The sequence below is a fragment of the Streptomyces sp. NPDC000878 genome (genome assembly GCF_053599695.1).
In genome coordinates this window covers 43,385-68,945 of record NZ_JBSFMT010000048.1, presented here as the reverse complement: position 1 = coordinate 68,945, position 25,561 = coordinate 43,385, and the positions used below count along the sequence as shown (strand labels likewise).

Here is a 25,561-nt window from a genome sequence, read left to right as displayed (position 1 = left end):
CCCCTTGACCAACACCGTCACCGCACGTCCCCCGGCCCCCGCCACCAACGGCCCGGCCGCCACGACCGGCCGGAGCCCGGCGGCCCGCGCCGCCCGCCGCAGGGAACTGCTGCACTGGATCGCCGTGCACTCCCTCGGCATCGCCGCCGCGCTGTTCTTCGTCCTGCCGTTCGTGTTCATCCTCCTCACCTCCCTGATGGACGATCAGCAGGCGCTGACCAGCGCACTGTGGCCGCGCTCCTGGAACTGGGACAACTACACGAAGGTCTGGAACGCCCCCGGCTTCCTCACCTGGTGGCGCAACACCCTGCTGTACGCGGGTCTGGGCACCGTCCTCACGGTCCTCTCCAGCGTCCCGGTGGCCTACGCCCTCGCCAAGTTCCGCTTCCGGGGACGCAGGATCGCGATGATGCTCGTCGTCTCCGCGATGATGCTGCCGCCGCAGGTGGTCATCGTCCCCATGTACCTCTTCTGGGCGAAGCAGATGCATCTGACGGGCACCCTGTGGCCGCTGATCATCCCGATGGCCTTCGGCGACGCCTTCAGCATCTTCCTGCTGCGCCAGTTCCTGCTGACCATCCCCGACGAGTACCTCGACGCGGCCAAGGTCGACGGCTGCGGCGACCTGCGCACCCTCGTACGCATCGTGATACCGCTCGCCAAACCGGGCATCGCCGCCGTCGCCCTGTTCCAGTTCTTCTACTGCTGGAACGACTACTTCGGCCCGCAGATCTACGCCAGCGACAACCCGGCGGCCTGGACGCTCAGTTACGGGCTGGAGTCCTTCAAGGACAATCACCACACGAACTGGAACCTCACGATGGCCGCGACCCTGCTCGTCATGGCCCCGGTGATCGCTGTCTTCTTCTTCGCGCAGAGAGCCTTCATCGAAGGCGTGACCCTGACAGGAGTCAAAGGATGAAACTGGCGGTCGTCGGCGGCGGCTCGACCTACACACCGGAACTGATCGACGGTTTCGCCCGGCTCAGGGACACCCTGCCCATAGAGGAACTGGTGCTCGTCGACCCGGCCGCCGACCGGCTGGAGCTGGTCGGCGGGCTGGCCCGGCGCATCTTCGCCAAGCAGGGGCACCCCGGCCGGATCGTCACGACCGACGACCTGGACAAGGGCGTCGAGGGCGCCGACGCCGTGCTGCTCCAGCTGCGCGTCGGCGGCCAGGCCGCCCGGCAGCAGGACGAGACATGGCCGCTGGAGTGCGGCTGCGTCGGCCAGGAGACCACCGGCGCGGGCGGCCTCGCCAAGGCACTGCGCACGGTCCCGGTGGTCCTGGACATCGCCGAGCGCGTCCGCCGTACCAACCCGGACGCCTGGATCATCGACTTCACCAACCCGGTGGGCATCGTCACCCGCGCCCTCCTGGAGGCCGGCCACAAGGCGGTCGGCCTGTGCAACGTGGCGATCGGCTTCCAGCGGAAGTTCGCCGCGCTGCTGGGGGTGACCGCCGCCGACGTCCACCTGGAGCACGTGGGCCTCAACCACCTCACCTGGGAGACGGGCGTCCGCCTGGGCGGCCCCGAGGGCGAGGACGTCCTCCCCCGGCTCCTCGCGGAACACGGCGACGCCATCGCCGACGACCTCCGCCTTCCGCGCCCTGTCCTGGACAGCCTGGAGACGGTCCCGTCCTACTACCTGCGCTACTACTACGCCCACGACAGCGTCGTACGGGAACTGCGCACCAAGCCGTCCCGGGCGGCCGAGGTCGCGGCGATGGAGGCGGAACTGCTGCGGATGTACGGCGATCCGGCCCTGGACGAGAAGCCGGAGCTGCTCGCCAAGCGCGGCGGCGCCTTCTACTCGGAGGCCGCGGTGGACCTCGCCGCGTCGCTGCTGGGCGGGGGCGGCAGTCCCTACCAGGTGGTGAACACGTACAACAAGGGGACACTGCCCTTCCTGCCGGACGACGCGGTGATCGAGACGCAGGCCGCGGTGGGCCCGAAGGGGGCGACTCCTCTGTCCGTCGCGCCGGTCGACCCCCTGTACGCGGGGCTGATCGCCAACGTCACCGCCTATGAGGAACTGGCCCTGGAAGCCGCCCTGCACGGCGGGCGGAACCGGGTCTTCCGGGCTCTTCTCGCCCATCCGCTGGTCGGACAGTACGACTACGCGGAGACTCTGACCGACACTCTGATCGCGCACAACCGGGAGCATCTCGCGTGGGCATGACCGCACACGTCCTCGCCGTCGACGCCGGCAACAGCAAGACCGACGTGGCGGTGGTCGCCGCCGACGGGGAGGTGCTGGCCACGGCGCGCGGCGGGGGGTTCCGGCCGCCGACCGACGGCCTCGACGTGGCCGTCTCCGGGCTGGCCGACGCCGTCACCGAGGCCTTCACCGCCGCCGGGGTCACCTCCGTCGACCGGGTCTCGGCGTGTCTCGCGAACGCCGACTTCCCCGTGGAGGAACGGCAGTTCACGGCCGCGCTGCAGGCCCGCGCGTGGGGCGCCAGTGTCGACGTACGCAACGACACCTTCGCGATCCTGCGGGCCGGGATCACCGAGCCGCGCGGGGTCGCCGTCGTCTGTGGCGCCGGCATCAACTGCGTGGGGATGACCCCGGACGGCCGCACCGCCCGGTTCCCCGCGCTGGGGCGCATCTCCGGGGACTGGGGCGGCGGTTGGGGCCTGTCGGAGGAGGCCATGTGGCACGCGGCACGGGCGGAGGACGGGCGGGGCGGTCCGACGGCGCTGCTCACCGCCCTGCCCGCCCACTTCGGGCTCACCTCCATGTACGCGCTGATCGAGGCCCTGCACCTGGGTCACGTCGACAACGCGCGGCGGCACGAGCTGACTCCGGTGCTGTTCGCGACGGCGGCGGACGGTGACCCGGTGGCGTGCGCGCTGGTGGACCGGCTGGCCGAGGAGGTCGTCGCCATGGCCACGGTCGCGCTCGGCCGCCTCGGTCTCCTCGAAGAGGAGACGCCGGTTCTGCTGGGCGGCGGTGTACTGGCCGCCCAGCACGCCCGGTTGACGGACCGCATCACCGAACTGCTGGCCGCCCGGGCCCCCAAGGCGGTCGCCCGGGTGGTGACGGCACGGCCGGTGCTGGGCGCGGCACTGCTGGGCCTCGACCACACGAACGCCCCGGCGGAGGTGCACGCGCGCGTACGGAGCTACTACGAGGCCTGATACAAGGCCTGATACGAGGTCTGACCCCCTTCGTACGGGAACCGAACAGATTCCTCCGGCGTATTCATGGGCAGAGGGGTGGTGCGGGGAGCGCGGGTATGTCCGAATGCAGGACAGCGCGCCCCGGCACAACTCCTCCGCACTGCAACACAACGCGGCCGCACTGCGATCCGATCAAGATCCAGTGAAGGCCGGTGCGGATTGTCAGTGCCGGGGGCGATACTGGCGGTGACGGATGACCATGGGGGAGGTCACAGTGACATCCACGAGCAGTGCGGCACCACCGGCGCCCAACTCGCCCGGCACGGTGGGCGCGACCGGCACGGCCGTCGCCCCGCCGCTGCCCGCCGTCCCGGCACAGGCGGGCCCGGGTCCGGCGCCCGGCGTCCCCCAGCCGCCGCGCCGTACCGCCTTCGCCGAGGGCGTCGACCAGCTGCGGGCCGCCGCGACCACCGAGCCGGGGCGGCTGCGGATCATCGGTGCCCTGCTCGCCGCGCTCGTCGTGGCGTTCGGCGCGGTCACCGCCTGGCAGATGACGGACCGTTCGTCCGCCGCCGACGACGTGCTGCACAACAGCCAGCCCCTCAGCTCCGCCGCCGCGGACATCTACAGCTCCCTCGCCGACGCCAACACCGCCGCCTCCAGCGGCTTCCTGGCCGGCGGTGACGAGACGGCGGCCTCCCGCGAGCGCTACCAGCGGGACATCCGCAACGCCGCCGCGAAGCTCTCCAGCGCCGCGACCAACTCCGAGCCGGACTCGCCGTCGGCGGCGACCATCGCCAGGCTGAACGAGCTGCTGTCGGAGTACACGGGCTACATCGAGCGGGCCCGCGCCAACAACCGGCTGGGCTTCCCGGTCGGCGGCTCGTATCTGCGGCTGGCCAACGAGACGATGCAGGAGCAGATGCTCCCGGAGGCGGAGAAGCTCTACGCCAAGGAGAACCAGCGGCTGCGCTCCGACTACGCGGACGCGACCTCGTACCCATGGGCGGCGATCGGGCTCGGCGTCGTCGTGCTCGGCGCCCTGGTCTGGGCCCAGCGGCGCAACTACCGGCGGACGAACCGGGTGCTGAACCACGGTCTGGTGGCGGCGACGGCCACGGCGACGGTCGTCCTGCTGTGGCTGGTCGCCGGGCAGACCTTCGCCCGCTCGGGCCTCAACGACTCCTACGACCACGGCATCCGCTCGCTGAACGTCCTGCACGACGCCCGGATCGCCTCCCTCAAGGCGCGCGGCAACGAGAACCTGACGCTGGTGGCGCGCGGCGCGGAGACGACCGAACTGAAGGACGGCTCGGTCGTCGACGCCTACGACAACGACTTCAACGGCGACATGAGCGCGCTCGGCAAGGGCCTCGCCGAGGCCGAGCAGCTCGCCGACGACTCGGCGGGCAAGAAGCCGGTCACCTCGGCCGTCGGCGGCATGGAGGAGTGGGAGAAGCGCCACAAGGACGCACAGACGGCATACAAGTCGGGTGACTTCCAGCAGGCGCTCACCAAGGTCATAGGCGGCGGCAAGGACGACAAGTCCACCGGTGAGTGCTTCGACAACGTCGACACGGCACTGAAGACGGCGATCGAGCACGAACAGACGGAGTTCCGGCAGGCGGCCGGGAACGGCCGGGACGCGATGACCGGACTCCCGATCGGCGCCGGTGCCCTCGCCGTACTGGGCGCGGCCGGCGCGGTGCTCGGCATCGGGCGCAGGCTGTCGGAGTACCGCTGATGCGGTCCGAAGCGGTAAAGATGCGGTACGACGCAGTACAAGGGAGTGCGGCGGCAAGGGAGTTCGGGCGATGAGAGGGGGCGTGACGATGTACGCACAGCGGCTTCTGCGGGGTCCGCGCGCCGGTCTCCGGTTCCTGCGGGCCGGTCTCCAGACGCTGCGGGCCGGACTGCGGGGCTGGGGCGGTGTGGGGGCGATGGCGGCCGTCTGCGCCCTCGCGGTGGCCTTCGCGCTGCTGCTCCCGCTGACCCAGTCGCACGGCGACGGCAGTACGGGCACCGGCGGCCAGGGCGTCGCCGAGGGCATCCAGGCGAAGGCGGAGGACTGCGTGAACGCGCAGGACCAGAGCCCGAAGCCGTCCGACCTGGACGGGAAGACGATCGAGGCGATCAAGGCCCGCACGGGCGGGGACCGCAAGCTGATCGTCGGCGTCGACCAGAACAGCTACCGCTGGGGCTACCGCGATCCGAACGGCGGCACGGGGGCGGAGCTGGAGGGCTTCGACATCGATCTGGTCCACCGGATCGCGAAGGACATCCTCGGCGACGAGAACGCGGTCCAGTTCAAGGCCATCCCCACCAACCAGCGCATCCCGGCGATCAAGGACGGCCGCGTCGACATGATCGTCCGCACGATGACGATCAGCTGCGCCCGGCTGAAGGACGTGGCGTTCTCCGCCCCGTACTTCCTCACCGGCCAGCAGGTCCTCGCGCCGAAGAAGTCCTCGATCGACGGGTACGACAAGACGCTCGCCGGCAAGCGGATCTGCTCGGCGAAGGGCTCCACGGCGCTGGAGAAGCTGGAGGAGGACAAGGCCGCGAAGAAGGTTCCGGCCGCCTCCGCCGATATCGGCACCACCGTCCCCAGCCAGCTCGACTGCCTCGTGCAACTCCAACTCGGCCTGGTGGACGCCGTGGTGACCGACGGCGCGCTCGCCGCGAGCCAGGCGGCCCAGGACCCGACGGTGGAACTGAAGGGCGCCACGTTCACCAAGGAGTACTACGGCGTGGCGGTGAAGCAGGGCGCGACCGACCTGGCGGCACGGGTCAATCGCATACTGGAGCAGTACATCGACGACGGCAGCTGGCAGAAGTCGTACGACAAATGGCTGCTGCCCACCCTGGGCAGTGACTCCCGGTCGGCGAACCCGCCGGTGCCACGCTACAAGTGACGGTTCACCAACCAACCAACTGACCGCAGGGCCGACTAGTCGAGGTGATCGATGGGCGTCACGGGAGCCACCGGGCCGGTGATGGACCGGGACGAGGTGGACCGTGCGCTGGCGCGGCTCGGCGCGGAGCACGAGGCCATCGAGACCTCGCTCCTCGCCCTCCAGGACCACGCGGGCCGCAGACTCCTCGAAGGTGCCGAGCTGACCGGCACGACCAAGGAGCGCTGGACGTCCGCGGAGGCGTCGATCACGCTGCTGTGGGCGTACTTCGACGCGTACTCGGACACGTTGCGCTCCGCCCGTGAGATCCGTTCGCGCCGCCGCTGGTCCAGCCGCGAGGACCTGGTGGAGCTGACGGAGCTGCTGCGCGGCGAGTGCGTCACGGTCGCGGGCAGCACCACGGCGACGGCCAACGCGCCCACCCTGCACGGCACCGGCAGGCTCAGCCAGGCGTTCTCGCTGGCCGCCCTGGTGGAGCGGATGAACGAGCTGTACGCGACCTCGCTGGACATGGTCGTCACCGCCGACGCGGTCTGGTCGGCCCTGCCCGCGCGGATAGATTTACTGGCCGCGGAGCTGCAGCGCACCCGCCAGCTGGCGCACTCCGTGGGCGTACGCCCCGGCGAGCACCCGGCGGGCGACGACCTGGAGCGCATCACGCGCACGCTGACCACCCTGCGCGAGCGGGTGATCTCCGACCCGCTGGCGTTCTGGCTGCCCGCGCAGGGCAGTTCGGCGCCCGGCGGCGGCCGTCCGGACACCACGGTGTACGACCGTGAGGCACGCGCCCTGGAGGACGTCCGCCGGGAGATCGACGCCGTGCTGACCGTCCGCCAGGACGCGGAGGCGCGGCTCGTGAAGCTGCGCGACGTGCTGTCCCGCGCGGACCGCACGCTGGCCGAGGCGCGCAGCGCGCGCGGGGAGGTGCTGGCGAAGATCGCCGCGTCGGAGGTGCCCGCCGTCAGCGGCCCGCCGACGGCGTTGCAGGAGCAGCTGTCGACGGCCGCCGAGTACCGCCGGCACGCCCAGTGGCACCGGCTCTCGCCGCTCCTGGAGTCGCTGGAGGCGAAGGCGGAGGACGAACTGATGCGCGCCCGCGAGTCGTTGACGGCGGTCACCCAGCCGTTGGCGGTCCGCGCGGAGCTGCGCGGGCGGCTCGACGCGTACAAGGCGAAGGTGGCCCGGCACGGCCTCGCGGAGGACCCGCTCCTGATCGAGCGGTACGACGCGGCGCGCCGCATGCTGTGGAGCGCGCCCTGCGACCTGCGGGTCGCGGAGCAGGCCGTGCTGCGTTACCAGCAGGCCGCCGCCGAGTTCTTCGGCGGCCCGCGGGTGCCCGGTCAGGCCGGGCCCAGTGACCGGAGGGGGGACTACTGATGAGCGAGACCGGGACAGAGCAGCAGAAGTGCCAGCGGCCCGACTGCGAGGGCAGTTACGAGGACATGGGCAGCGGCGAGCTGTACTGCGACACGTGCGGACTCGCACCGGTCGTGTCGGCCAGCGGCATGGTCGGTTCACCGCCCACCGGAATCACCGGAAGCGGCAAACGGGGCTCCGGACGCGGCAGTTCGTCCTCGTCGAGTTCCCGCACCTCCTCCGGTACCTCCCGGTCCTCGCAGTCCCGCCGCTCGGTCTCCGGCCGGCTGTCGCGGGCTCTGTCGGGGAAGTCGACGGGCCGTTCGGTGTCGGTGCGCAGCTCGGGGTCGGCCGCCGGGTCCTCCGGCCGCGCCCGGCTCGGTATGGGCCTGGTCGAGGTGCCGGGTGTGCCGCGGCCCGACCCGCGCGCGATGGTGCTGGAGAACCCGGAGGTTCCCGAACGCAAGCGGTTCTGCTCGCGCTCCGACTGCGGGGCGCCGGTGGGTCGGGCGCGCGGCGAGGGCCGGCCGGGGCGCACGGAGGGGTTCTGCACGAAGTGCGGGCACCCGTATTCGTTCGTGCCGAAGCTGCAGACCGGTGACATCGTGCGCGGCCAGTACGAGGTGGTGGGCTGTCTGGCGCACGGCGGCCTCGGCTGGGTCTATCTCGCCGTGGACCGGGCCGTGTCCGACCGCTGGGTGGTCCTCAAGGGCCTGCTGGACACCGGCGACCAGGACGCGATGGCCGCCGCGATCTCCGAGCGGCGCTTCCTCGCGGAGATCGAGCACTCCAACATCGTGCGGATCTACAACTTCGTCGAACACCTCGACCAGCGCACGGGCTCGCTCGACGGCTACATCGTCATGGAGTACGTCGGCGGCAAGTCGCTGAAGGAGATCGCCAACGACCGCCGCACCCCGGCCGGCAAGCGGGACCCGCTGCCGGTGGAACAGGCGTGCGCGTACGGCATCGAGGCGCTCGAAGCGCTCGGGCATCTGCACAGCCGGAACCTGCTGTACTGCGACTTCAAGGTCGACAACGCGATCCAGACCGAGGACCAGCTGAAGCTGATCGACATGGGCGCCGTGCGCAGGATGGACGACGACGAGTCGGCCATCTACGGCACGGTCGGCTACCAGGCGCCGGAGGTCGCGGAGGTCGGCCCGTCGGTCGCGTCCGACCTGTACACGGTCGCGCGCACGCTCGCCGTGATGACGTTCGACTTCCAGGGCTACACGAACGTGTTCGTGGACTCCCTGCCCGACCCCGACCACATCGAGGTCTTCCGCCAGTACGAGTCGTTCTACCGGCTCCTGGTCCGCGCCACCGACCCCGACCCGGCCCGCCGGTTCGCGTCCGCGCAGGAGATGGCCGAGCAGCTGACGGGCGTACTGCGCGAGGTCGTGTCGCTCCAGACGGGGCGGTCCAGGCCCGCGCTGTCGACGCTGTTCGGGCCCGAGACGAAGGTCACGGACTCGGAGCTGTTCGGGGCGCTCGACGGGGACGTGTCGCGGCTGGGGGCACGCACGGTGACGCCGGGCCGGAAGTCCTCGGCGCCGGCCGCTCCGGCCCTCGGTGGCACCACCAGGGCGCTCACCGGCACCCCGCGGCTCGTGAAGGCCGTCGACGCCGGTGCCGCCTCGCTCGCGCTGCCCGTGCCCCGGGTCGACCCGACGGACCCCAACGCGGGCTTCCTGGCGGGGCTGTTGACCTCGGCGGCCGGTGAGCTGATCGCGGCCCTCGCGGTGGTCCCGGCGCAGTCGACCGAGACCCGGCTGCGGCAGGTGCGCGCCCAGCTGGAGAACGGCGACTCCGCGACCGCCCTGGAGTCGCTGGTCAAGCTGGAGGAGGAGCGGCCCGACGACTGGCGGGTCGTCTGGTACCAGGGCGTGGCCGCGCTGGTGACGGGCGATCACGAGGGCGCCGCGCTGTCGTTCGACGCGATCTACGACGCCTTCCCGGGCGAGAGTCCGCCCAAGCTGGCCCTCGGGCTGTGCGCGGAGGTGCTCGGGCAGCTCGACAACGCCGCCGAGTACTACCGGCTGGTGTGGACGACCGACCCGAGCTATGTGAGCGCCGCGTTCGGCCTGGCCCGCGTCCAGTTGGCGGCGGGCGACCGCCGTAGCGCCGTGAAGACGCTGGAGTCCGTTCCGGAGGCGTCGATCCACTACACGGCGGCCCGGGTGGCGGCCGTACGGGCGCGGCTGCGGCAGCGGACCGCCGCACCCGGTGATGCGCCCTTCCTGGACGATCTGATCGCGTCCGCCGGGCAGGTGGAGGCGCTCGGCGGATACGGTCTGGACGCGGTCCGGCGGGAGCAGCTGTCGGCGGAAGTCCTCGGCTGCGCGCTGGACTGGATACTCTCCCAGGACCAGGCTTCCGCCCCTCCGGCCGTCGGGGGGCGGGTGCTGCTCGGCAGCGACCTGGACGAGCGTGGCCTGCGCTTCGGCCTTGAGCGTTCGTACCGGACGCTGGCCCGGCTCGCGCAGGGCGGCGAGGAGAGGATCGACCTGGTGGAACGTGCCAACCGTTACCGCCCCCGGACGTGGGTGTAGTTGATGTCCCAGATGCCCCAGCCCACCGCTCTGTCCCGGTGCCCGAGCTGCGAGGAGCCCCTCGAGTCGGGCGACCGGTTCTGCGGCGCGTGCGGGTACGACCTGTCGGCCGTGCCGCCGCGCCCCGGCGACTCCCCCACCCTCACCCTGAGCGGCGCGCTCGCCGCCGCTCAGCTCACGCCTCCGGAGGCCGCTTCCGTGGACTGGCCCCGCGCGCCCGAGACCAGCAGCACCGGCACCCCGGCGCCGGTGCACCTGGCGACCGATCTGCAGGGCGCCGACTCGGGCGAGACCCCGCTCCCACCGCTTCCCGGCGGTCCGCCGCCCACGGGCTCGCCGGTCTCCCCGGCCACGGGCGTCCGGTTCGACCGCCGCACCGGCGGTGAGCCCGACGAGTACCCGTTGCAGGCGCCCGCCCCGCGCGCCGCCGAGGCCTCGACGCCGCCGACCGGCACGAAGGTGTGCGTGGCCTGCCGGGCGGGCCGGGTCGACCACGACGGCTACTGCGAGAACTGCGGGCACGCCCAGCCGCGCGAGCGCGACCACATGGAGGACGAGGTCGGCCCGCTCGCCGCGGTCACCGACCGCGGCCTGCGCCACCACCGCAACGAGGACGCGTACGCGATCTCCCACACCACGCTGCCCGACCGCGCGCCCGCGCTGGTCGCGATCGTCTGCGACGGCGTCTCCTCGGCGACCCGCCCCGACGAGGCCTCGCTCGCCGCGTCCCGGGCGGCCGGCGACTCGCTGATGGCGGCCCTGCCCCAGGGCACCCACCCGCAGCAGGCGATGCACGACGCGATCATCGCCGCCTCGCACGCCGTGAACGCGCTGGCGGACGAGCCCGCCGGGGCCCGCGAGCACGCCCCGCACCAGAACTCCCCGGCCTGCACCCTGGTGGGCTCCGTCGTCACCCCGACGCTGCTGGTCGTCGGCTGGGTCGGCGACAGCCGCGCCTACTGGGTCCCGCTGGACCGCTCCGCCGCCCCCGCCCGCCTCACCGAGGACGACTCGTGGGCCGCACAGATGGTCGCCGCAGGCCTGATGAACGAGGCGGAGGCGTACGCCGACGAGCGCGCCCACGCCATCACGGGCTGGCTCGGCGCGGACGCGTACGAACTGGAGCCGCACACCGCTTCCTTCAAGCCCGACCGGCCAGGTGTAGTGGTGGTGTGCACGGACGGACTGTGGAACTACGCGGAGGCGGCGGAGGAGTTGGCCGAACTTCTCCCGCCGGACGCCGCCGCGCGCCCGCTGCACGCCGCCCGGGTCCTGGTCGGCCACGCACTGGACGGCGGGGGCCACGACAACGTAACAGTGGCCGTCGTGCCGTTCCCGGCCCCTTCGCAGGGGGCAGGATCGGCCTGAGGGCACTGACACGGGGGTGTCCTCAGGAGGACCGGAGGGGACCGGTCCGCATACAGTCACAGCTCCACAGGCGTGGGGTTTTCGAGGGGGAGCGAAGCACGCATGGCCAATTTCTCGAAGTCGAACGTGCCGCAGTTCTCGGTCGACGTCTACCAGAACGAGTACCTGCCCGAGGGCGGCCGTGAGGTCAGCGCGATCGTGACGGTCACCGCCACCGGCGGCGGCACGGTCGGCACCGCCGTCGCGGCACCGCACCTCTACTCGCCCGGCCAGGGCCCGGACGCGGCCGTGGCGATCATGGTCGACTGCTCCGGCTCGATGGACTACCCGCCGACCAAGATGCGGGGCGCCCGGGAGGCGACGTCCGCCGCGATCGACGCCGTGCGCGACGGGGTGCACTTCGCGGTGATCGGCGGCACGCATCTCGCCAAGGAGGTCTATCCGGGCAGCGGGCGGCTCGCGGTCGCCGACGCGACCACCCGCGAGCAGGCCAAGCAGGCCCTGCGCCGGCTGAGCGCGGGCGGCGGCACGGCCATCGGCACCTGGCTGCGGCTGGCCGACCGCCTGCTGTCCTCAGCCGACGTCGCCATCCGGCACGGCATCGTGCTCACCGACGGCCGCAACGAGCACGAGTCGGCGGAGGACCTGAAGGCCGCCCTGGACTCCTGCGCCGGCCGCTTCACCTGTGACGCGCGGGGCGTGGGCACCGACTGGGAGGTCAAGGAGGTCACCGGGATCGCCTCCGCGCTCCTCGGCACCGCCGACATCGTCGCCGACCCGGCCGGTCTCGCCGCCGACTTCACGCAGATGATGGAGACGGCCATGGGCAAGGAGGTCGCGGACGTCGCCCTGCGGCTGTGGACCCCGGTCGGGACGGAGATCAAGTTCGTCAAGCAGGTCGCGCCCACCGTCGAGGAGCTGACCGACCGCCGCACGGAGGCGGGCCCGCGCGCCGGTGACTACCCCACCGGTTCCTGGGGCGACGAGTCCCGCGACTACCACGTGTGCGTCGAGGTGCCCTCCGCGAACCTCGGCCAGGAGATGCTGGCCGCCCGGGTCTCCCTGGTGATCCCGCAGCCCGACGGCGGCGCCCAGAACCTCGGCGCGCAGGGCCTCGTACGGGCCGTGTGGACCGATGACATGGCGGCCTCGACGTCGATCAACCCCCAGGTCGCGCACTACACAGGTCAGGCGGAACTGGCACAAGTCATCCAACAGGGTCTTGATGCCCGCAAAGCGGGTGATGTCGACGGCGCAACGGCCAAGCTGGGACGGGCCGTTCAGCTCGCCAGCGCCTCCGGAAACGCGGATACTGCGAAACTCCTTGCGAAGGTGGTGGACGTGGTCGACGCCGCGGCAGGTACTGTGCGACTGAAGGCGAAGGTCGAAGAGGCCGACGAGATGACACTCGAAACACGGTCCACAAAGACTGTTCGTGTAAAGAAGTAGCAACACAAAACGTAGCGAAGAGGAGAGGGGGAAGCGCCGACATGCCGACCTGCCCGAACGGACACCAGTCGGGTTCCGACGACTGGTGCGAGGTCTGCGGTCACCGCATGGCCGGTGCCGTGCCCCCGCCCCCGCCGCCACCCCCGGCGCCCGGTTACGGCTATCCGCCGCCGGGCTCCGCCACCGGTGCGCCCGGCAGCCGCTCGCACCTGTCCGCCGTACCGGACGCCGAGCAGGAACTGTGCCCGCAGTGCCGCACCCCGCGTGAGGGGGGCGCTCCGTTCTGCGAGGAGTGCCGGTGGAACTTCCTGACGAACACGGCGACCTCGTACACCCCGGCCGCCCCGCGCCCGCCGGCCCCCGGACCGGGCCAGGGCCAGGGCCAGGGGTACGGAGCGGGTCCCGGTGGCGCGGGCCCCGGCCAGCGCTACCAGCCCCCGCCGCCCGGACCGTCCTACGGCGGCGGTGGTGACGGGTACGACTACCAGAGTTCGCGTCCGTCGCAGGTGAACCGCCCCGCCGAACCGATCCCGCCCTTCGGCGGCGACCCGTCCCGCCCGGTCCCCCCGCCGCCGGGTCCCACACCCGGCGCGCCCGGCGGCCCGGCCGGTCCCGGTGGCCCTGGTGGCACGTCCCCCGGTGGCCCGCAGGGGTACCCGCCCAATGGGCCCGGTGGATCGCAGGGATACCCGCCTCCCACGTCGGGTGGATCGCAGGGGTACCCGCCTCCTCCCACGTCGGGAGGGCCGCAGGGATACCCGCCGCCCGGTGGCGGCCCCGGAGGGCCCGGAGGCGCTCCGCAGGCGTACCAGTCGTCCGCTCCGCCCTCTCCGCCCGCGTTCCCCCAGGAGGCGGGCCGACGCGGTGGCCCGCAGCCCGGCCCCGGCGGCTTCGGCGGTGACGACGACTGGGTGATCTCCCCGCCGTCCGGCGGCCCGAGCGGACCGTCGGCCCCGCCCCAGAGCGGCTACGGCTATCCGCAGCCCGGCCCGACCCAGGCCCCGCCCGGACCCGGCGGCGGCTACGGCCAGCAGCAGCCGCTGAGCTGGTCCGCGACGATCGGCCCGGACCGCGAGTACTTCATGGCGATGATGCAGCGCTCCGGCCCCGAGGCCGCGGGCCTGAACCTGCCCGCGTACTCGCCGGAGCAGCAGCGCGCGCTCACCGGCAACCAGATCACGATCGGCCGCCGCCGCCACTCCACGGGCGAGTCCCCGGACATCGACCTGGCGGTGCCGCCGGAGGACCCGGGCGTCTCGCACCAGCACGCGGTGCTGGTCCAGCAGCCCGACGGCAGCTGGGCGGTCGTCGACCAGAACTCGACGAACGGTACGACGGTCAACGGCTCCGAGGAGCCCATCCAGCCCTTCGTCCCCGTACCGCTGCAGGACGGCGACCGGGTGCACGTGGGCGCGTGGACGACGATCACGATCCGCCGGGGATAGAGCCGGGCCGCCTGTCGGCGGTCAGCCGGGGAGGGGCCAGGCGTACGGACCCGTGGGTTCGTCGAGCCAGGCCCACTCCCGGTCGCCGCTGACGGTGATCCCGTACCGCTCCCGCACCGGCCTGCCCTCGCGCTCCCACAGCGCGTACGCCTCCTGCGGGTCCAGGCTGCCCCGGGTGAGCGCCAGCAGGAACCGGAACAGCTCGTGCTCGCGCGTCCGGCGCGGGAGCGCGCCCAGGTGCGGGATGTCGGGCTCCGGCCGGGTTCCGCCCCGCAGCGGCACGAAGTAGGCGGACGTGTGCAGGAAGCGGCCCTCGGCGTGCTCCGCGTCCTGGACCGTGAGGGCGGCCAGGCCGGTGGCGAACGGCGTCAGGATGCGGGCTCCGGGGCGGCACTGGGCGAGCCAGGCGCGCGGGACCGAGGTGAGCGTGCAGGTCGCGATGATCCGGTCGAAGGGGGCCCGCTCGGGCACTCCCCGGGCACCGTCGCCGGTGACGACGACCGGGTGGTGCCCTGCGGCGGCCAGATGCAGCCGGGCCGACTCGGTGATCTCCGGATCCAGGTCCACCGTCGTGACGTGCGCGTCGCCGAGCCGGTGCGCGAGCAGCGCCGCGTTGTACCCCGTGCCTGCGCCGATCTCCAGGACGTGGTGCCCGTCCTCGACCTCCAGCTCGGTGAGCATCGCGGCCATGAGCGAGGGCTGGCTGCTGGAGGAGAGCAGCTCGCCGTCGCGCATCCGGGTCGCGAGCGGCGAGTCCGCGTAGGCACCGCGCACCCAGCGCTCACGCGTGCGCGGGTCCGGGCTCTCGCCCCACAGCCGCTGCTGCCCGGTCACGGCACCGGCGTAGTAGTACGGCACGAACAGATGCCTGGGCACCGCCTCGAACGCCTCCCGCCAGACCGGGTCGCGGTCCCAGGCCCCGCTCGCCTCGATCAGCCGCACGAGTTCGGCCCGCGCCGTGGCGGCGAGGTCATCGAGGTCCTTGTCCCTGCCCTCGTGGAGAGCGTGCGCGCTCATACGTCCACTGTCCTGCGCCTGGCTCCGGGACGCCATGGGGCGCTGTACGGGTGGTCCTAGGACTGGAGTCCTCCGTCTCCCCGTCTGAGACCATGGTGAGGTGAACGAGATTCCGCGCGGCACGCTTCAGGAGCAGACCTTCTACGAGCAGGTCGGCGGCGAGGAGACCTTCCGGCGCCTTGTGCACCGGTTCTACGAGGGTGTCGCCGAGGACCCGCTGCTGCGGCCCATGTATCCGGAGGAGGACCTGGGCCCGGCCGAGGAGCGGTTCACGCTGTTCCTGATCCAGTACTGGGGCGGCCCCACGACGTACAGCGAGAACCGCGGCCACCCCCGGCTGCGGATGCGCCACGCGCCCTTCGCGGTGGACCGGGCCGCGCACGACGCATGGCTCAAGCACATGAAGGTCGCCGTCGAGGAGCTGGGCCTCTCCGAGGAGCACGAGCGGACGCTGTGGAACTACCTGACGTACGCGGCGGCCTCCATGGTGAACACCGAGGGCTGAGCAGGCCTCCGGCCGGCCGGGCTGTCAGCGGACGCTGACGTCCAGCGCTCCGAGGCCCGCCCTGCGTACGGCGATCGAGCCGTACGGCGTGCGCAGCCGCAGCCACGCCCCGGAGGAGACGAGCGCGAGCGGTGTGTCACCGGAGGACGCCGGTCGCAGGAAGCCCAGGGACTGGGCCGCGTGGACGGCCCGTACCGGCAGGTGGGTGTCGCCGACCGTCCGGGTCCAGATCTCCCGCCCGATCCGGTCGAGTTCCGGGCGGGTACGCAGCTCGGGCGCCAACTCCCCCGTACGGGACCGGAATTCGGCGACCGCCGCGGCGACCATCGCGCGCAGCGCGTCCGGGGCGGGCAGGCCGGGCTCCGGTCGCCAGCCGCCGCGCGGGGGCAGTACCCCGGCCCACGGCGGGCCGGTCACCGTGGCGGGGACGGTGAGGGTGGCGGCGGGCTCGTCCACCTTCTCCAGGAGTTCACCGGCCGACACGGTGACGTCGAGGGCGACGTCCAGCCCGTTCTCGTACGGCTTGGCGAGCCGGGCCGCGCGGATCGCGAGGACCTCGAAGGACGGGGGCCGCCCGAACACGGCGAGCGCGGTGCCGTGCGCCTGGAGGCGCACCGCCGCTCCACGGTCGTAGTGCAGCAGCCGGCCGAGGAAGGCGGCGAGGTCGGCCGCCTCTCCCTCGTCGGCGAGGTGCAGGACCGTCATGCGGCGACGGCCCCACCCTCGTCGTCGTCCTCGTCGTCCGCGTGCATGTACTCCTCCAGGAACTCCCGCTCCTCGGAGGTGATGCGGCGCGGACGCTGGGTCGCGAAGTCGAACGGCACGACGACCGTCGAGGCCTGGACGTACACCTTGTCCTCGTCCTTGACCTCGTAGGTGAGCGTGAAGGACGCCGCTCTTATTTCCGTGACCCACAGCTCGATGTCCACGGGCGTGTGCCGGTGGACCAACTGCCGTTTGTAGTCGATCTCATGGCGTGCCACCACGGACCCCTGCTGGAAATCCTTGTCCGGGCGGAACAGGAAGTCGATACGGGCTTCCTCCAGATAGCGGAGGAAGACCACGTTGTTGACGTGGCCGTACGCGTCCATGTCCGCCCAGCGCAGTGGGCAGCGGTAGATGTGCCGCAAGATCAGTCCCGGGTCAGCTTCTTGTAGGTGGCACGGTGCGGGCGGGCCGCGTCGGCGCCGAGTCGCTCGATCTTGTTCTTCTCGTACGACTCGAAGTTGCCCTCGAACCAGAACCACTTGGACTCGCCCTCGTAGGCGAGGATGTGCGTCGCCACCCGGTCGAGGAACCACCGGTCGTGGGAGACGACCACCGCGGCACCCGGGAACTCGAGCAGCGCGTTCTCCAGCGAGGACAGGGTCTCGACGTCGAGGTCGTTCGTCGGCTCGTCGAGGAGCAGCAGGTTGCCGCCCTGCTTGAGGGTGAGCGCCAGGTTGAGGCGGTTGCGCTCACCGCCGGAGAGGACGCCGGCCGGCTTCTGCTGGTCCGGGCCCTTGAAGCCGAACGCGGAGACGTACGCGCGGGACGGCATCTCGACCTGGCCCACGTTGATGTAGTCCAGCTCGTCCGAGACGACGGCCCACAGCGACTTCTTCGGGTCGATGTTCTCGCGGCTCTGGTCGACGTACGAGATCTTGACGGTGTCGCCGACCTTGATCGAACCGGAGTCCGGGGTCTCGAAGCCCTGGATCATCTTGAACAGGGTCGTCTTGCCCGCGCCGTTGGGGCCGATGACGCCGACGATGCCGTTGCGCGGCAGGGTGAAGGACAGGTCGTCGATGAGGAGCTTCTCGCCGAAGCCCTTGGAGAGGTTGGTGACCTCTACGACGATCGAGCCCAGACGCGGGCCCGGCGGGATCTGGATCTCATCGAAGTCCAGCTTCCGCATCTTGTCCGCCTCGGCGGCCATCTCCTCGTAACGGGCGAGACGGGCCTTGGACTTGACCTGACGCCCCTTGGCGTTGGACCGCACCCAGTCGAGTTCTTCCTTCAGCCGCTTGGCGCGCTTGGCGTCCTTCTGGCCCTCGACCTTGAGCCGGGAGGCCTTGCTCTCCAGGTACGTCGAGTAGTTGCCCTCGTAGCCGATGGCGCGACCGCGGTCCAGCTCCAGGATCCAGCCGGCCACGTTGTCCAGGAAGTACCTGTCGTGGGTCACGGCGACGACGGTGCCGGGGTACTTGGCGAGGTGCTGCTCCAGCCACTGCACGGACTCGGCGTCCAGGTGGTTGGTGGGCTCGTCGAGGAGCAGCAGGTCGGGGGCCTCCAGGAGCAGCTTGCACAGCGCCACGCGGCGGCGCTCACCACCGGAGAGGTTGGTGACGGGCCAGTCGCCGGGCGGGCAGCCCAGGGCGTCCATGGCCTGCTCCAACTGGGTGTCCAGGTCCCACGCGTTGGCGTGGTCCAGGTCCTCCTGGAGCTTGCCCATCTCGTCAAGGAGCGCGTCCGAGTAGTCCGTCGCCATGAGTTCGGCGACCTCGTTGAAGCGCCTGAGCTTGCCCATGATCTCGGCGGCGCCGTCCTGGACGTTCTCCAGCACGGTCTTGGACTCGTCGAGGGGCGGCTCCTGGAGGAGCATGCCGACCGTGTAGCCGGGCGAGAGGAAGGCGTCGCCGTTGGACGGCTGCTCAAGGCCCGCCATGATCTTGAGAACGGTGGACTTACCGGCACCGTTCGGGCCGACCACACCGATCTTCGCGCCGGGCAGGAAGCTCAGCGTCACGTCGTCAAGGATGACCTTGTCGCCGTGCGCCTTGCGCGTCTTGCGCATGGTGTAAATGTACTCAGCCAAGAGAAACCGTCCGGCAGCTTGAATTCTGGCAGTGGTGGGATACACCCCATCTTGCCTGACCGCCACCCCTGGGGGGAAACCCGTATGGCGGGGTGACCCTGACCAGGGGCGCAGCCGACGGCCCCGCGCTCGGTACCCGTTGTTGTTGGTCGTTGTTGGCCGTCACTGGCCGCCCTCGGACGGCCCGTAGACGGCTCGAGCGATGGGGCTCCGACCTGCTGCGATAACGGGACACGGCGAGTATCCACGGCCCCACTCCCCCGCAGCTTCGGTCGACCTTGCACAGCCCACGCGGGGCCGGTTGCTGCGGTTGTCGGACCTGACCCTGCACTACTGGCACGCAGATGGAGGGGCGACGTATGGCGACTGGCGACGGCAGACCTCGATCTGCCATGTCCCTAAATCCTTGATCCAGGGACATGGCACACATCATCACGCTAACATGTGACGCATGTCACAAAAGAAGCTTTCACCTTCGGACGCCTCCACCGCCCCTCGGACTGAAATGTTTGCTGGTCACATCAATTTTATGGCTGATTATTTCTGGTGGCGTATGGACGCTTTGCTAGAGGTGGCAGATGTTTCCATTCCAGAAATCGCGAAGCTTGACTCACTAGACGAATCCTCGTCAACTTTCCGAAAGATGATGTCAAGCCTGAGCGACGGGAGCATAGAGAAAGTTGCAAACGCATTCGAAAAGTACGAATCGATCCTGAAGAAAGGTTCTGAAAAATCTGACGACGATCCCCACATTATGGAGGTTATTTGGGGCGAGGTTAAATCTGAAACCTGGGGCCCAGCATTCATGATGCACCTCCACGAATCCATGCAGAGGCCACCCAGATTGCCCATCTTTCTACAGTCCACCACAGTATCCGCTGTAAGTAATTTTGAGGTACTATTTTCCGGGCTCGTAGGAGCGTATTACAGCATGACACCGCAAGCCCTTGAGGCCGTTTCACGAGAGAAGGAGAAAGAGTTTTCCCTAAGGGAACTGAAAGAAATGGATAGCCTGACCGATGCCATTGACATAGCCATCAGAAGGCGCGTAGACGAGCTTATGTTCGGCAGCTTTTCCGAATGGAGGAAGTTCTTTTCCGAAAAAATGAACCTGAAGTTCGAAGACTACGCAATTGACTGGGAATTCCTGCAGGAAGTATTTCAGCGGCGCCACGTTATCGTACACAATGGCGGGATGGCGAGCGGCAGATACCTGCGCAACGTAGCCCCCAAATACTCGGCCGAAGTAGAAGAGGGCGACCTCCTTCCAGTTGACCACGATTATGTAGTTCAGGCGGCAAACGAGCTGCTCACTTTCGGATTTCTACTAGCCACTGCAATGGGCGCGAAACTGGCTAAGAAAGAAATCAAGTACTTCAACAGCACGCTACATAAGTTCATCTACCGAAATCTCGTAAGAAATCGCTACCGAATCGTAGAGAAGTGCGCAACTTTTGGCGAGAATTTTGCTCAGGATATGGACGATGAGCTGACATGCCGAGTTAACAAATGGATCGCCAGGCAGAGAATGGGCGACGAATCTGTACGCGCCGAGGTCGAAAATTGGGACGTCATGGCTCTCAGTGCAAGGTATAAGCTGGCCAGACATTGCCTCCTGGGCGAAGAGCAACCGGCTATGTCTCTACTGGAGTCTCTGCACTCGGCTGGCGAGTTGGGCTTCGAAGACATCATCGAGTGGCCGCTGTTGCAACCACTGCGCGGAACGGACGCCTATGTTGCTTTGACTCGACGAATGGAGGTTCCTGAGGGCTGGCATCTTTCCGACGTAATTCTCTACGAGAATCCCAAGTCAGGTACCCTGCATCTCCAGAAGTGCCAATTGGTGCGCAGTGATTTCAGGCGAAAAACAGTCGACCAAATCGACCCTGAATCGGCCGCACTCTGCAAACGCTGCAAACCAGAACTGGCCTGCTAGGTTGGCGGGCGAGATTTAAGTGGGAGCTGTTTTGGGGCGAGCAATGATTCCCTCTTAAGCTTCCGACGAGTCGGGCAGATTTTCCGTTAAAGCCTGACGTCGGGCCATGGTCTTATGCGATGTTCTGGAGCGCATCACCCGTCCCGTGTTGGCCAAGGGATGGCCGGAGGATTCCGTCGCTGGGGCAGCTCAGGCCGCGAATCGGAGCCGCTCAGGGGGCGGCGTACGGTCCGCGAATCCGTGCTCCGTCGCCCGCCGCGCCTCCCGCTGCGCGAGCCATCCGGAAACCCGTGGCCCGCCATTTACCGCCGCGCCCTCATGGACAGTGCGAACGTGCGTGAAGCCCTGTGCGAGGTAGTACCGCTGGAGCCCCACGTTCGTCGTCCAGGCATCCAGCTGGAGCCATTGAGTACCTGCACGGTGCGCACGGTCGCCAGCCCAATCAAGCAAGCGTTCACCGAGGTTCTGCCCGGCGTACTCGCGTGCAACGGTGAGCTTGTTGACGAAGATCGACGGTTCGGCCAACTCCTCGGCAGTCCACAGCCTCTCTTCGGCGTCTGGTGTGAGCGTGATCGTGCCGGCCGTCGTATGCCCGTCCCGGAGCATGAACACGGTGCCCGCTTCGATCGTGGCCAACAGCTTGTCAGCCGGGTACGGAGGACTCCACTGGTCGGAGCCGCGACCTCGCAGCCAAGCCGCCGCCTCCTCCCGAAAGGCCAGCAGCTTGGCCACGTCATACGGCTCTGCCGGGGCGATGATCACGTGTTCTCGCTTCGGGCGGACAGCTCGCCGATCTCGTAGTTCATCCGGTTCAGGTCGCCCCGAAACGTCGTGATCGTGCACCGGATGGGCCTATCCGGCGAGTAGCCCGTTCTCGTCCAGAGCATGACCGGCACACCGGCTCCAATCTCAAGTAGACGGGCCTCATCTTGCCGTACCGCCACCGTTTCTAGAGGCTGAGCGGGAGTGGGTCCTGTTGCCAGGATCCATGCTCAGTCGAACGCCCCGAACGGTGTTGGGCGTTCTGGTTGCCCGCGTTCGATCCGCATCCGGTGCGCACGGATCGTGTCCGTGGTCCGGGGATGCGGGGGCGGGTTCCCTCACGCCCGGGGACGCCCGGTCTGGCCTGGGCGGTCCGATGCCTCTGCTCATCTCTCTGGTGAGCAGGGGGCGGTGCCGTCCGTCGCCGAATCGGGTGTCCCTGGGCGCGCCTTCCGATCGCCACGGCAGCAGCATCGTGGCGAGTGGTCCTACGGTTCTTCGTGGTGAGGGGTTTCTGCCAGTGCTGGGCGCCCCAGCGGCTGGTGTAGGCCGGGTCCACTGCGATGACCGCGATACCGGTTTGGTCCGCCATCGAAGCCAGCCGGGCTCGGAGCTTCGCGGTGGGCATGCCGGAGATCAGCTGGCGGAAGCGTTTCCTGCGGCCGTGCTTCTCCCGGGTCTTCTCTGCAGCGAAGTCCAGGTCCTCCACCGCGATCGCACGGACGCCGCAGGTGCGGGCCCAGTGCAGGAGGCGGGTCAGGGCGTGGCGGACCTGGGCGTCACGGTGTTCGGAGGTGCCGGTCAGGTCGTAGAAAAAACGGCGCGGGGCGCCCATCGGGTTGCCGTGGATATCGAGGCGCCAGGCCGCCAGGTGGTCGGCGTTCATGTCCACACCGATCACACCGTGGGAGAGCGCGGCCTCCAGCGGGATAGTCGGGGTGAGTGGGATCTGCCAGGAGGCGGTCACATACCAGCGGCCCCGGCCGGTGTCGTAGTGGAGACGGTAGGCCACGGCCCGGTTGGCCTCGACGCGGTCCGCCCACTCCGTACCTCGGTGCGCGAACGCGACCTTGGACGCGAGGACGTACCGGCCGTGCGGGGCATTGGCCAGACCTATGAGCGGCGCGGGAAGCTTGATGCTCACCTCGCCGTCCGGGCTGATACGGATCGTCTCATTGCCGTAGCGCTTACCGGACTCACCGTCCGCCTCACAGAACCAGCGCTCGGCCTCCCAACGCCCGCGCCACTCACCCTCGGTGAGCCCTGCCTCCTCCAAGTGGTGCCGCGCGCGGGCAAGCCGTTTACCTCCTCGCACCACGCACACCACTCCAGCCTCGCGGTCCGCGCGCGCGGCGGCCAACCGGTCCTCCAGCACATGCAGCCGCCGGGACTTGACGTGCCACTCTCGCCTCGACCGATAACCCCCCGGCGCCTGCTTGGTGCCCTTCTGCCCGATCGGCAGAGACAGCCGGTGCGTCAGAGTACGGACGCCCGCTTCCAGGGATCTGATGTGCGCCAACTGACTGCGGCGGGCCAACGCCCACTGGTCGTGCGATGCCTTGGTGATACTGCCTGCCCACCGCGACGACGACAGCGGCGTCAACTCCCGCTTACGCACCGCCCACGTGCCGCCGGAATGCGACAGACCGTCCCGGCAACGCGCCTTGAGATCCTGCGAAGCCAGCGACCCCAGATGCGCGCCCACCAGGCGGAGCACCTTTTCATCCCCGGGCGCCAAGTCCTTGAGACGGGTACGGATCGCCACACCGCTCGGCCCGGACGTGACGAACGACAGCGCCACGCTTCTCGGCTCTCCCACCCCGCCCCCTACCAGCAGCCCTACCCGAAGCCCCCTACCACCGCGTCCAACGAGCACCACCCACGAAGGTCACGCATTCGATGCGGGAACGCCAGTTCCCCGAGGAAGGCCAACACCACAACCGGGGTGCCTGGCCCCTGCGGGGAAACGAGTACGTCAGCGGCCCCGGGCGCCAGAAGGGCGGGCCGGGGCCGCGTGGTCCAGTGGGTCACCGTGCGGTCACACGCTGTTGAGTTGTCAAGGTGCGATGTCGCTCGCGCTCACTCCCGGGCGCCTGTCCCGTGCGGCTCCTTCTTGCCGACGAGGAGGACCACGCCGCCGCCGATCACCAGCAGGACGATCGCTATGCCCGCGATCATCGGCGTCGCGCTGGAACCGCCGGTCTCGGCCAGGTTGACGCCCCCGGTGGTGGTGTCGTCGCCCGCCAGGGCCGGGCTCGGCTCGCTGAGCGTCTGGACCGACTCGCCGCCCGCGGCGCCCTGGGTCTCGCAGTCGAGGACGCCCGTGAACCGCTGCTCGAAGCCGTTCGGCCCCTGGATCGTGAAGTCGTACGGCTGGTCCTCCTGCAAGGGGATCGTCACTGTCCGCGACTCCCCGGCCTCGATGGTGTGCTGGAAGCCCATGAGCTGGAAGGTGAACGCCTCGTCGCCCTTGTTGGCGGCCGTGATGTCCACACCGTTCTTCGCGCAGTTCTTCTGTGCCGACAGCGCGGGCACTGGACCCGTCGTCGCCCAGTTCGCGGTCGCCGTCGCGGAGACCGTGGACTCGCTGGAGCCGGCGAGGATCTGGGTCTGGCTTCTGCTGTCGGAGGTGAAGGCACGGCCGACCGGCACGCTGGTCGAGGCCTGGACGCTCAGGGCGGCCGAACCGTCCAGCGCGTCCTCGGGCACCTCGAAGAAGACCTGGCCGCCGTCGAGCGCGGAGGTGACGGCCCTGCCGTCCTGGTCGACGACCCGTACCCCGCTCGTCGCGGCGTCGGCGGGCGGTATCACCGTGACGCTGTCCGCGTTGGTGTGCACGGTGACCGGTCCGAGCCGCTCGCCGGGGTGGCCGGAGACCGCGGGCGGGTCGAGGGTCAGTGAGGCCTCCGGTTCCGCGAGGTTCTCCGCGCTCTTCTCCAGGTAGTCCGCGAGCTTCTCGGCCGCCGGGTCCACGGCGTCCACGTCCGCGCCGTCCGAGTAGCGCCAGATGGCCACCTGGGTGCCCGCCGCCGCGTCCTGCTCGGTGAGGCCGGCCGCGCCCGCCCGGTCGGCCAGCGCCGCGAGGTCGTTCACCTGCGGGTAGGAGTTCTGCAGGATCCAGCGAATCCTGCCCGCGTCCTTGTTGCCGCCCAGGGAGGTGCCGCTCCAGGAGGTCTCCTGGTACTTGGCGTCCTTCTGTGTCGGGTTGTGCAGGTCGACGCAGTACGTCTGCAGCATGCCGCCGTTGTCGACGGACATCTCGAACAGGCCCGCGGAGATCTGCTCGTCCCCGTCGTCCCCGTGGACGACGGCCGCGCCGTACGTCTTCAGCCCGCCTATGGTGGCGGTCGCCCCGCCCTGCTGCTGCGGAGTCCCGTCGGCGACGGCCGTACCGGCGGTGACCAGCGCGCCCGTGAGGACGACACCGGACACCATCGTCGCGGCGGCGAGCCGGGCCGCCGCCGCTCGCCCGCGCCCGGACAGCGCGGAGAACGAAGAAAACACAGAATTCCCCTTCGAACAGGACTCGTTGACGTGGGGGGTGCGGTCCCACCAGCAGCATCAGAGGCCCCGTGAGCTATGCCCGGCATCCTAGGGACGCGGGCGGACCGCACTTCCCAGTCCGGTCATCGGATAACCGATCCGACTCGGAATCGTTATCGCCAAGATCATCCGCATGCCGGTCAGTTCACCGATAAGCCTCAGTTCGGTCAGCGCCCACGCCCACCCCGGCCTGATGTCATGTCACCGCCGCCGGTTCCCGCCGCTGTTGGGCCCCCGCCCCCGCGCCGTCCTCGTCGGCCACCGGTGTCTCCCAGCTGGGTTCGGGGCGGGACGGTGCCCCCGCCTCGCCCTTGAGCGGCCCGGCCGAGCGCCGGAACGCCGACGTGCCCCGCGCGAGGTCGTGGCCGATCGCCACGGCGTCGATGTCGGCGGACGTCCGGCTCTGCCCGTCGCGCACCTCCGTGCGCACCTTCAGCCGGCCCTGCACGATGACCGGTTCGCCCACTGTCAGGGACGCCCCGACGTTCGTCGCGAGCGCCCGATTCGCCCACACCGTGAAGAAGTTGGTGTGTCCGTCGGTCCACGCGTTCTTCTCGCGGTCCCAGTAACGCGAGGTCACCGCGAGCCGGAACCTCGCCGACGCGCCCGACGCCAGGTCTCGGTACACGGGCTGCGTCGCCACGTTGCCCACCGCGCACACCATCGTCTCGTTCATGCGGACCACCCCTCCCGGTCCCGGCGCACTCGCGCCGGGCGGATACCCGTACGGGCCCGTCCCGTACGGCTGATTCCGGCACGGCGACCGCGTGTTTCCCCGGTCACCG

19 protein-coding genes and 2 pseudogenes are annotated in these 25,561 nt (G+C 69.9%); 12 read left to right on the top strand and 9 right to left on the bottom strand.

Annotated elements, in window-relative coordinates:
- The first annotated feature begins 4 nt into the window (after positions 1-4).
- The 10 genes from ACWDR4_RS33005 (at position 5) to ACWDR4_RS32960 (ending at position 14,216) form a co-directional block, all read left to right on the top strand.
- Positions 5-922 (top strand): carbohydrate ABC transporter permease, encoded by a 918-nt coding sequence (locus ACWDR4_RS33005; protein WP_450413791.1) that lies wholly within the window; start codon positions 5-7, stop codon positions 920-922.
- The gene (locus ACWDR4_RS33000; RefSeq protein WP_450413790.1) at positions 919-2,184 is read left to right on the top strand and encodes a 6-phospho-beta-glucosidase; all 1,266 of its coding nucleotides are present in this window, start codon (positions 919-921) and stop codon (positions 2,182-2,184) included. Before ACWDR4_RS33005 ends, ACWDR4_RS33000 begins: the two co-directional genes overlap by 4 nt.
- The gene (locus ACWDR4_RS32995; protein WP_450413789.1) at positions 2,181-3,146 is read left to right on the top strand and encodes an N-acetylglucosamine kinase; all 966 of its coding nucleotides are present in this window, start codon (positions 2,181-2,183) and stop codon (positions 3,144-3,146) included. The genes ACWDR4_RS33000 and ACWDR4_RS32995 overlap by 4 nt, the downstream gene beginning before the upstream one ends.
- 241 nt (positions 3,147-3,387) lie before the next feature.
- A complete protein-coding gene (locus tag ACWDR4_RS32990) occupies positions 3,388-4,872 on the top strand; it encodes a hypothetical protein (RefSeq protein ID WP_450413788.1) in 1,485 nt (494 codons plus the stop codon).
- An 88-nt stretch (positions 4,873-4,960) separates the two neighbouring features.
- Positions 4,961-6,043: a glutamate ABC transporter substrate-binding protein gene (locus ACWDR4_RS32985; protein ID WP_450413804.1), complete on the top strand. Its 1,083-nt coding sequence runs from the start codon at positions 4,961-4,963 to the stop codon at positions 6,041-6,043.
- Positions 6,044-6,094: 51 nt separating this feature from the next.
- Positions 6,095-7,420 carry a hypothetical protein gene (locus tag ACWDR4_RS32980; RefSeq protein WP_450413787.1) on the top strand — a complete coding sequence of 442 codons (1,326 nt, stop codon included), beginning with the start codon at positions 6,095-6,097 and terminating at the stop codon, positions 7,418-7,420.
- Positions 7,420-9,954 (top strand): tetratricopeptide repeat protein, encoded by a 2,535-nt coding sequence (locus ACWDR4_RS32975; protein ID WP_450413786.1) that lies wholly within the window; start codon positions 7,420-7,422, stop codon positions 9,952-9,954. Before ACWDR4_RS32980 ends, ACWDR4_RS32975 begins: the two co-directional genes overlap by 1 nt.
- Positions 9,955-11,322: a PP2C family serine/threonine-protein phosphatase gene (locus tag ACWDR4_RS32970; protein ID WP_450413785.1), complete on the top strand. Its 1,368-nt coding sequence runs from the start codon at positions 9,955-9,957 to the stop codon at positions 11,320-11,322.
- A 102-nt stretch (positions 11,323-11,424) separates the two neighbouring features.
- On the top strand, positions 11,425-12,771 hold the full coding sequence (locus ACWDR4_RS32965; protein WP_450413784.1) for a vWA domain-containing protein: 1,347 nt from the start codon (positions 11,425-11,427) through the stop codon (positions 12,769-12,771).
- 41 nt (positions 12,772-12,812) lie between these two features.
- Positions 12,813-14,216 (top strand): FHA domain-containing protein, encoded by a 1,404-nt coding sequence (locus ACWDR4_RS32960; protein WP_450413783.1) that lies wholly within the window; start codon positions 12,813-12,815, stop codon positions 14,214-14,216.
- A 21-nt stretch (positions 14,217-14,237) separates the two neighbouring features.
- On the opposite strand, the gene ACWDR4_RS32955 is transcribed toward ACWDR4_RS32960, so the two are convergent.
- Complete coding sequence (locus ACWDR4_RS32955) at positions 14,238-15,233, bottom strand: methyltransferase domain-containing protein (protein ID WP_450413782.1); 996 nt, start codon at positions 15,231-15,233, stop codon at positions 14,238-14,240.
- 100 nt (positions 15,234-15,333) lie between these two features.
- Here ACWDR4_RS32955 and ACWDR4_RS32950 point away from each other — a divergent pair, with 100 nt between their 5' ends.
- The gene (locus tag ACWDR4_RS32950) at positions 15,334-15,738 is read left to right on the top strand and encodes a globin (protein WP_450413781.1); all 405 of its coding nucleotides are present in this window, start codon (positions 15,334-15,336) and stop codon (positions 15,736-15,738) included.
- 24 nt (positions 15,739-15,762) lie between these two features.
- On the opposite strand, the gene ACWDR4_RS32945 is transcribed toward ACWDR4_RS32950, so the two are convergent.
- The 3 genes from ACWDR4_RS32945 to ettA are packed head-to-tail and all read right to left on the bottom strand — an operon-like array spanning position 15,763 to position 18,535.
- Positions 15,763-16,443 carry a hypothetical protein gene (locus tag ACWDR4_RS32945; RefSeq protein WP_450413780.1) on the bottom strand — a complete coding sequence of 227 codons (681 nt, stop codon included), beginning with the start codon at positions 16,441-16,443 and terminating at the stop codon, positions 15,763-15,765.
- A complete protein-coding gene (locus tag ACWDR4_RS32940) occupies positions 16,440-16,868 on the bottom strand; it encodes an acyl-CoA thioesterase (protein WP_450413779.1) in 429 nt (142 codons plus the stop codon). Before ACWDR4_RS32940 ends, ACWDR4_RS32945 begins: the two co-directional genes overlap by 4 nt.
- A gap of 2 nt (positions 16,869-16,870) precedes the next feature.
- Entirely contained in the window at positions 16,871-18,535 is a 1,665-nt protein-coding gene (ettA, locus tag ACWDR4_RS32935) for an energy-dependent translational throttle protein EttA (protein ID WP_450413778.1), read from the bottom strand.
- Positions 18,536-18,986: 451 nt separating this feature from the next.
- On the opposite strand from ettA, the gene ACWDR4_RS32930 reads away from it, so the two are divergent.
- Complete coding sequence (locus ACWDR4_RS32930; RefSeq protein ID WP_450413777.1) at positions 18,987-20,471, top strand: hypothetical protein; 1,485 nt, start codon at positions 18,987-18,989, stop codon at positions 20,469-20,471.
- A gap of 189 nt (positions 20,472-20,660) precedes the next feature.
- On the opposite strand, the gene ACWDR4_RS32925 is transcribed toward ACWDR4_RS32930, so the two are convergent.
- The 5 genes and pseudogenes from ACWDR4_RS32925 to ACWDR4_RS32905 form a co-directional block, all read right to left on the bottom strand.
- Complete coding sequence (locus tag ACWDR4_RS32925; protein WP_450413776.1) at positions 20,661-21,233, bottom strand: GNAT family N-acetyltransferase; 573 nt, start codon at positions 21,231-21,233, stop codon at positions 20,661-20,663.
- A pseudogene (locus ACWDR4_RS32920) lies at positions 21,230-21,400 on the bottom strand (UTRA domain-containing protein); the annotation flags it as partial. The pseudogene ACWDR4_RS32920 and the gene ACWDR4_RS32925, both read right to left, overlap by 4 nt.
- A 20-nt stretch (positions 21,401-21,420) precedes the next feature.
- Positions 21,421-23,052: pseudogene (locus ACWDR4_RS32915) on the bottom strand (IS200/IS605 family accessory protein TnpB-related protein).
- A gap of 260 nt (positions 23,053-23,312) precedes the next feature.
- A complete protein-coding gene (locus tag ACWDR4_RS32910) occupies positions 23,313-24,737 on the bottom strand; it encodes a Cys-Gln thioester bond-forming surface protein (protein WP_450413775.1) in 1,425 nt (474 codons plus the stop codon).
- Positions 24,738-24,972: 235 nt separating this feature from the next.
- Entirely contained in the window at positions 24,973-25,452 is a 480-nt protein-coding gene (locus tag ACWDR4_RS32905; protein ID WP_450413774.1) for a single-stranded DNA-binding protein, read from the bottom strand.
- Positions 25,453-25,561: the final 109 nt, after the last annotated feature.

What these genes read in the sequence shown, in the direction of transcription:
- ACWDR4_RS32995 (WP_450413789.1), top strand. Translation starts at nt 2,181, where the DNA reads ATGACCGCACACGTCCTCGCCGTCGACGCCGGCAACAGCAAGACCGAC.
- ACWDR4_RS32990 (WP_450413788.1), top strand. Translation starts at nt 3,388, where the DNA reads ATGGGGGAGGTCACAGTGACATCCACGAGCAGTGCGGCACCACCGGCG.
- ACWDR4_RS32945 (WP_450413780.1), bottom strand. Translation starts at nt 16,443, where the DNA reads ATGACGGTCCTGCACCTCGCCGACGAGGGAGAGGCGGCCGACCTCGCC.
- ACWDR4_RS33000 (WP_450413790.1), top strand. Translation starts at nt 919, where the DNA reads ATGAAACTGGCGGTCGTCGGCGGCGGCTCGACCTACACACCGGAACTG.
- ACWDR4_RS32930 (WP_450413777.1), top strand. Translation starts at nt 18,987, where the DNA reads ATGTCACAAAAGAAGCTTTCACCTTCGGACGCCTCCACCGCCCCTCGG.
- ACWDR4_RS32905 (WP_450413774.1), bottom strand. Translation starts at nt 25,452, where the DNA reads ATGAACGAGACGATGGTGTGCGCGGTGGGCAACGTGGCGACGCAGCCC.
- ACWDR4_RS32965 (WP_450413784.1), top strand. Translation starts at nt 11,425, where the DNA reads ATGGCCAATTTCTCGAAGTCGAACGTGCCGCAGTTCTCGGTCGACGTC.
- ACWDR4_RS32975 (WP_450413786.1), top strand. Translation starts at nt 7,420, where the DNA reads ATGAGCGAGACCGGGACAGAGCAGCAGAAGTGCCAGCGGCCCGACTGC.
- ACWDR4_RS32985 (WP_450413804.1), top strand. Translation starts at nt 4,961, where the DNA reads ATGTACGCACAGCGGCTTCTGCGGGGTCCGCGCGCCGGTCTCCGGTTC.
- ACWDR4_RS32980 (WP_450413787.1), top strand. Translation starts at nt 6,095, where the DNA reads ATGGGCGTCACGGGAGCCACCGGGCCGGTGATGGACCGGGACGAGGTG.
- ACWDR4_RS32960 (WP_450413783.1), top strand. Translation starts at nt 12,813, where the DNA reads ATGCCGACCTGCCCGAACGGACACCAGTCGGGTTCCGACGACTGGTGC.
- ACWDR4_RS32955 (WP_450413782.1), bottom strand. Translation starts at nt 15,233, where the DNA reads ATGAGCGCGCACGCTCTCCACGAGGGCAGGGACAAGGACCTCGATGAC.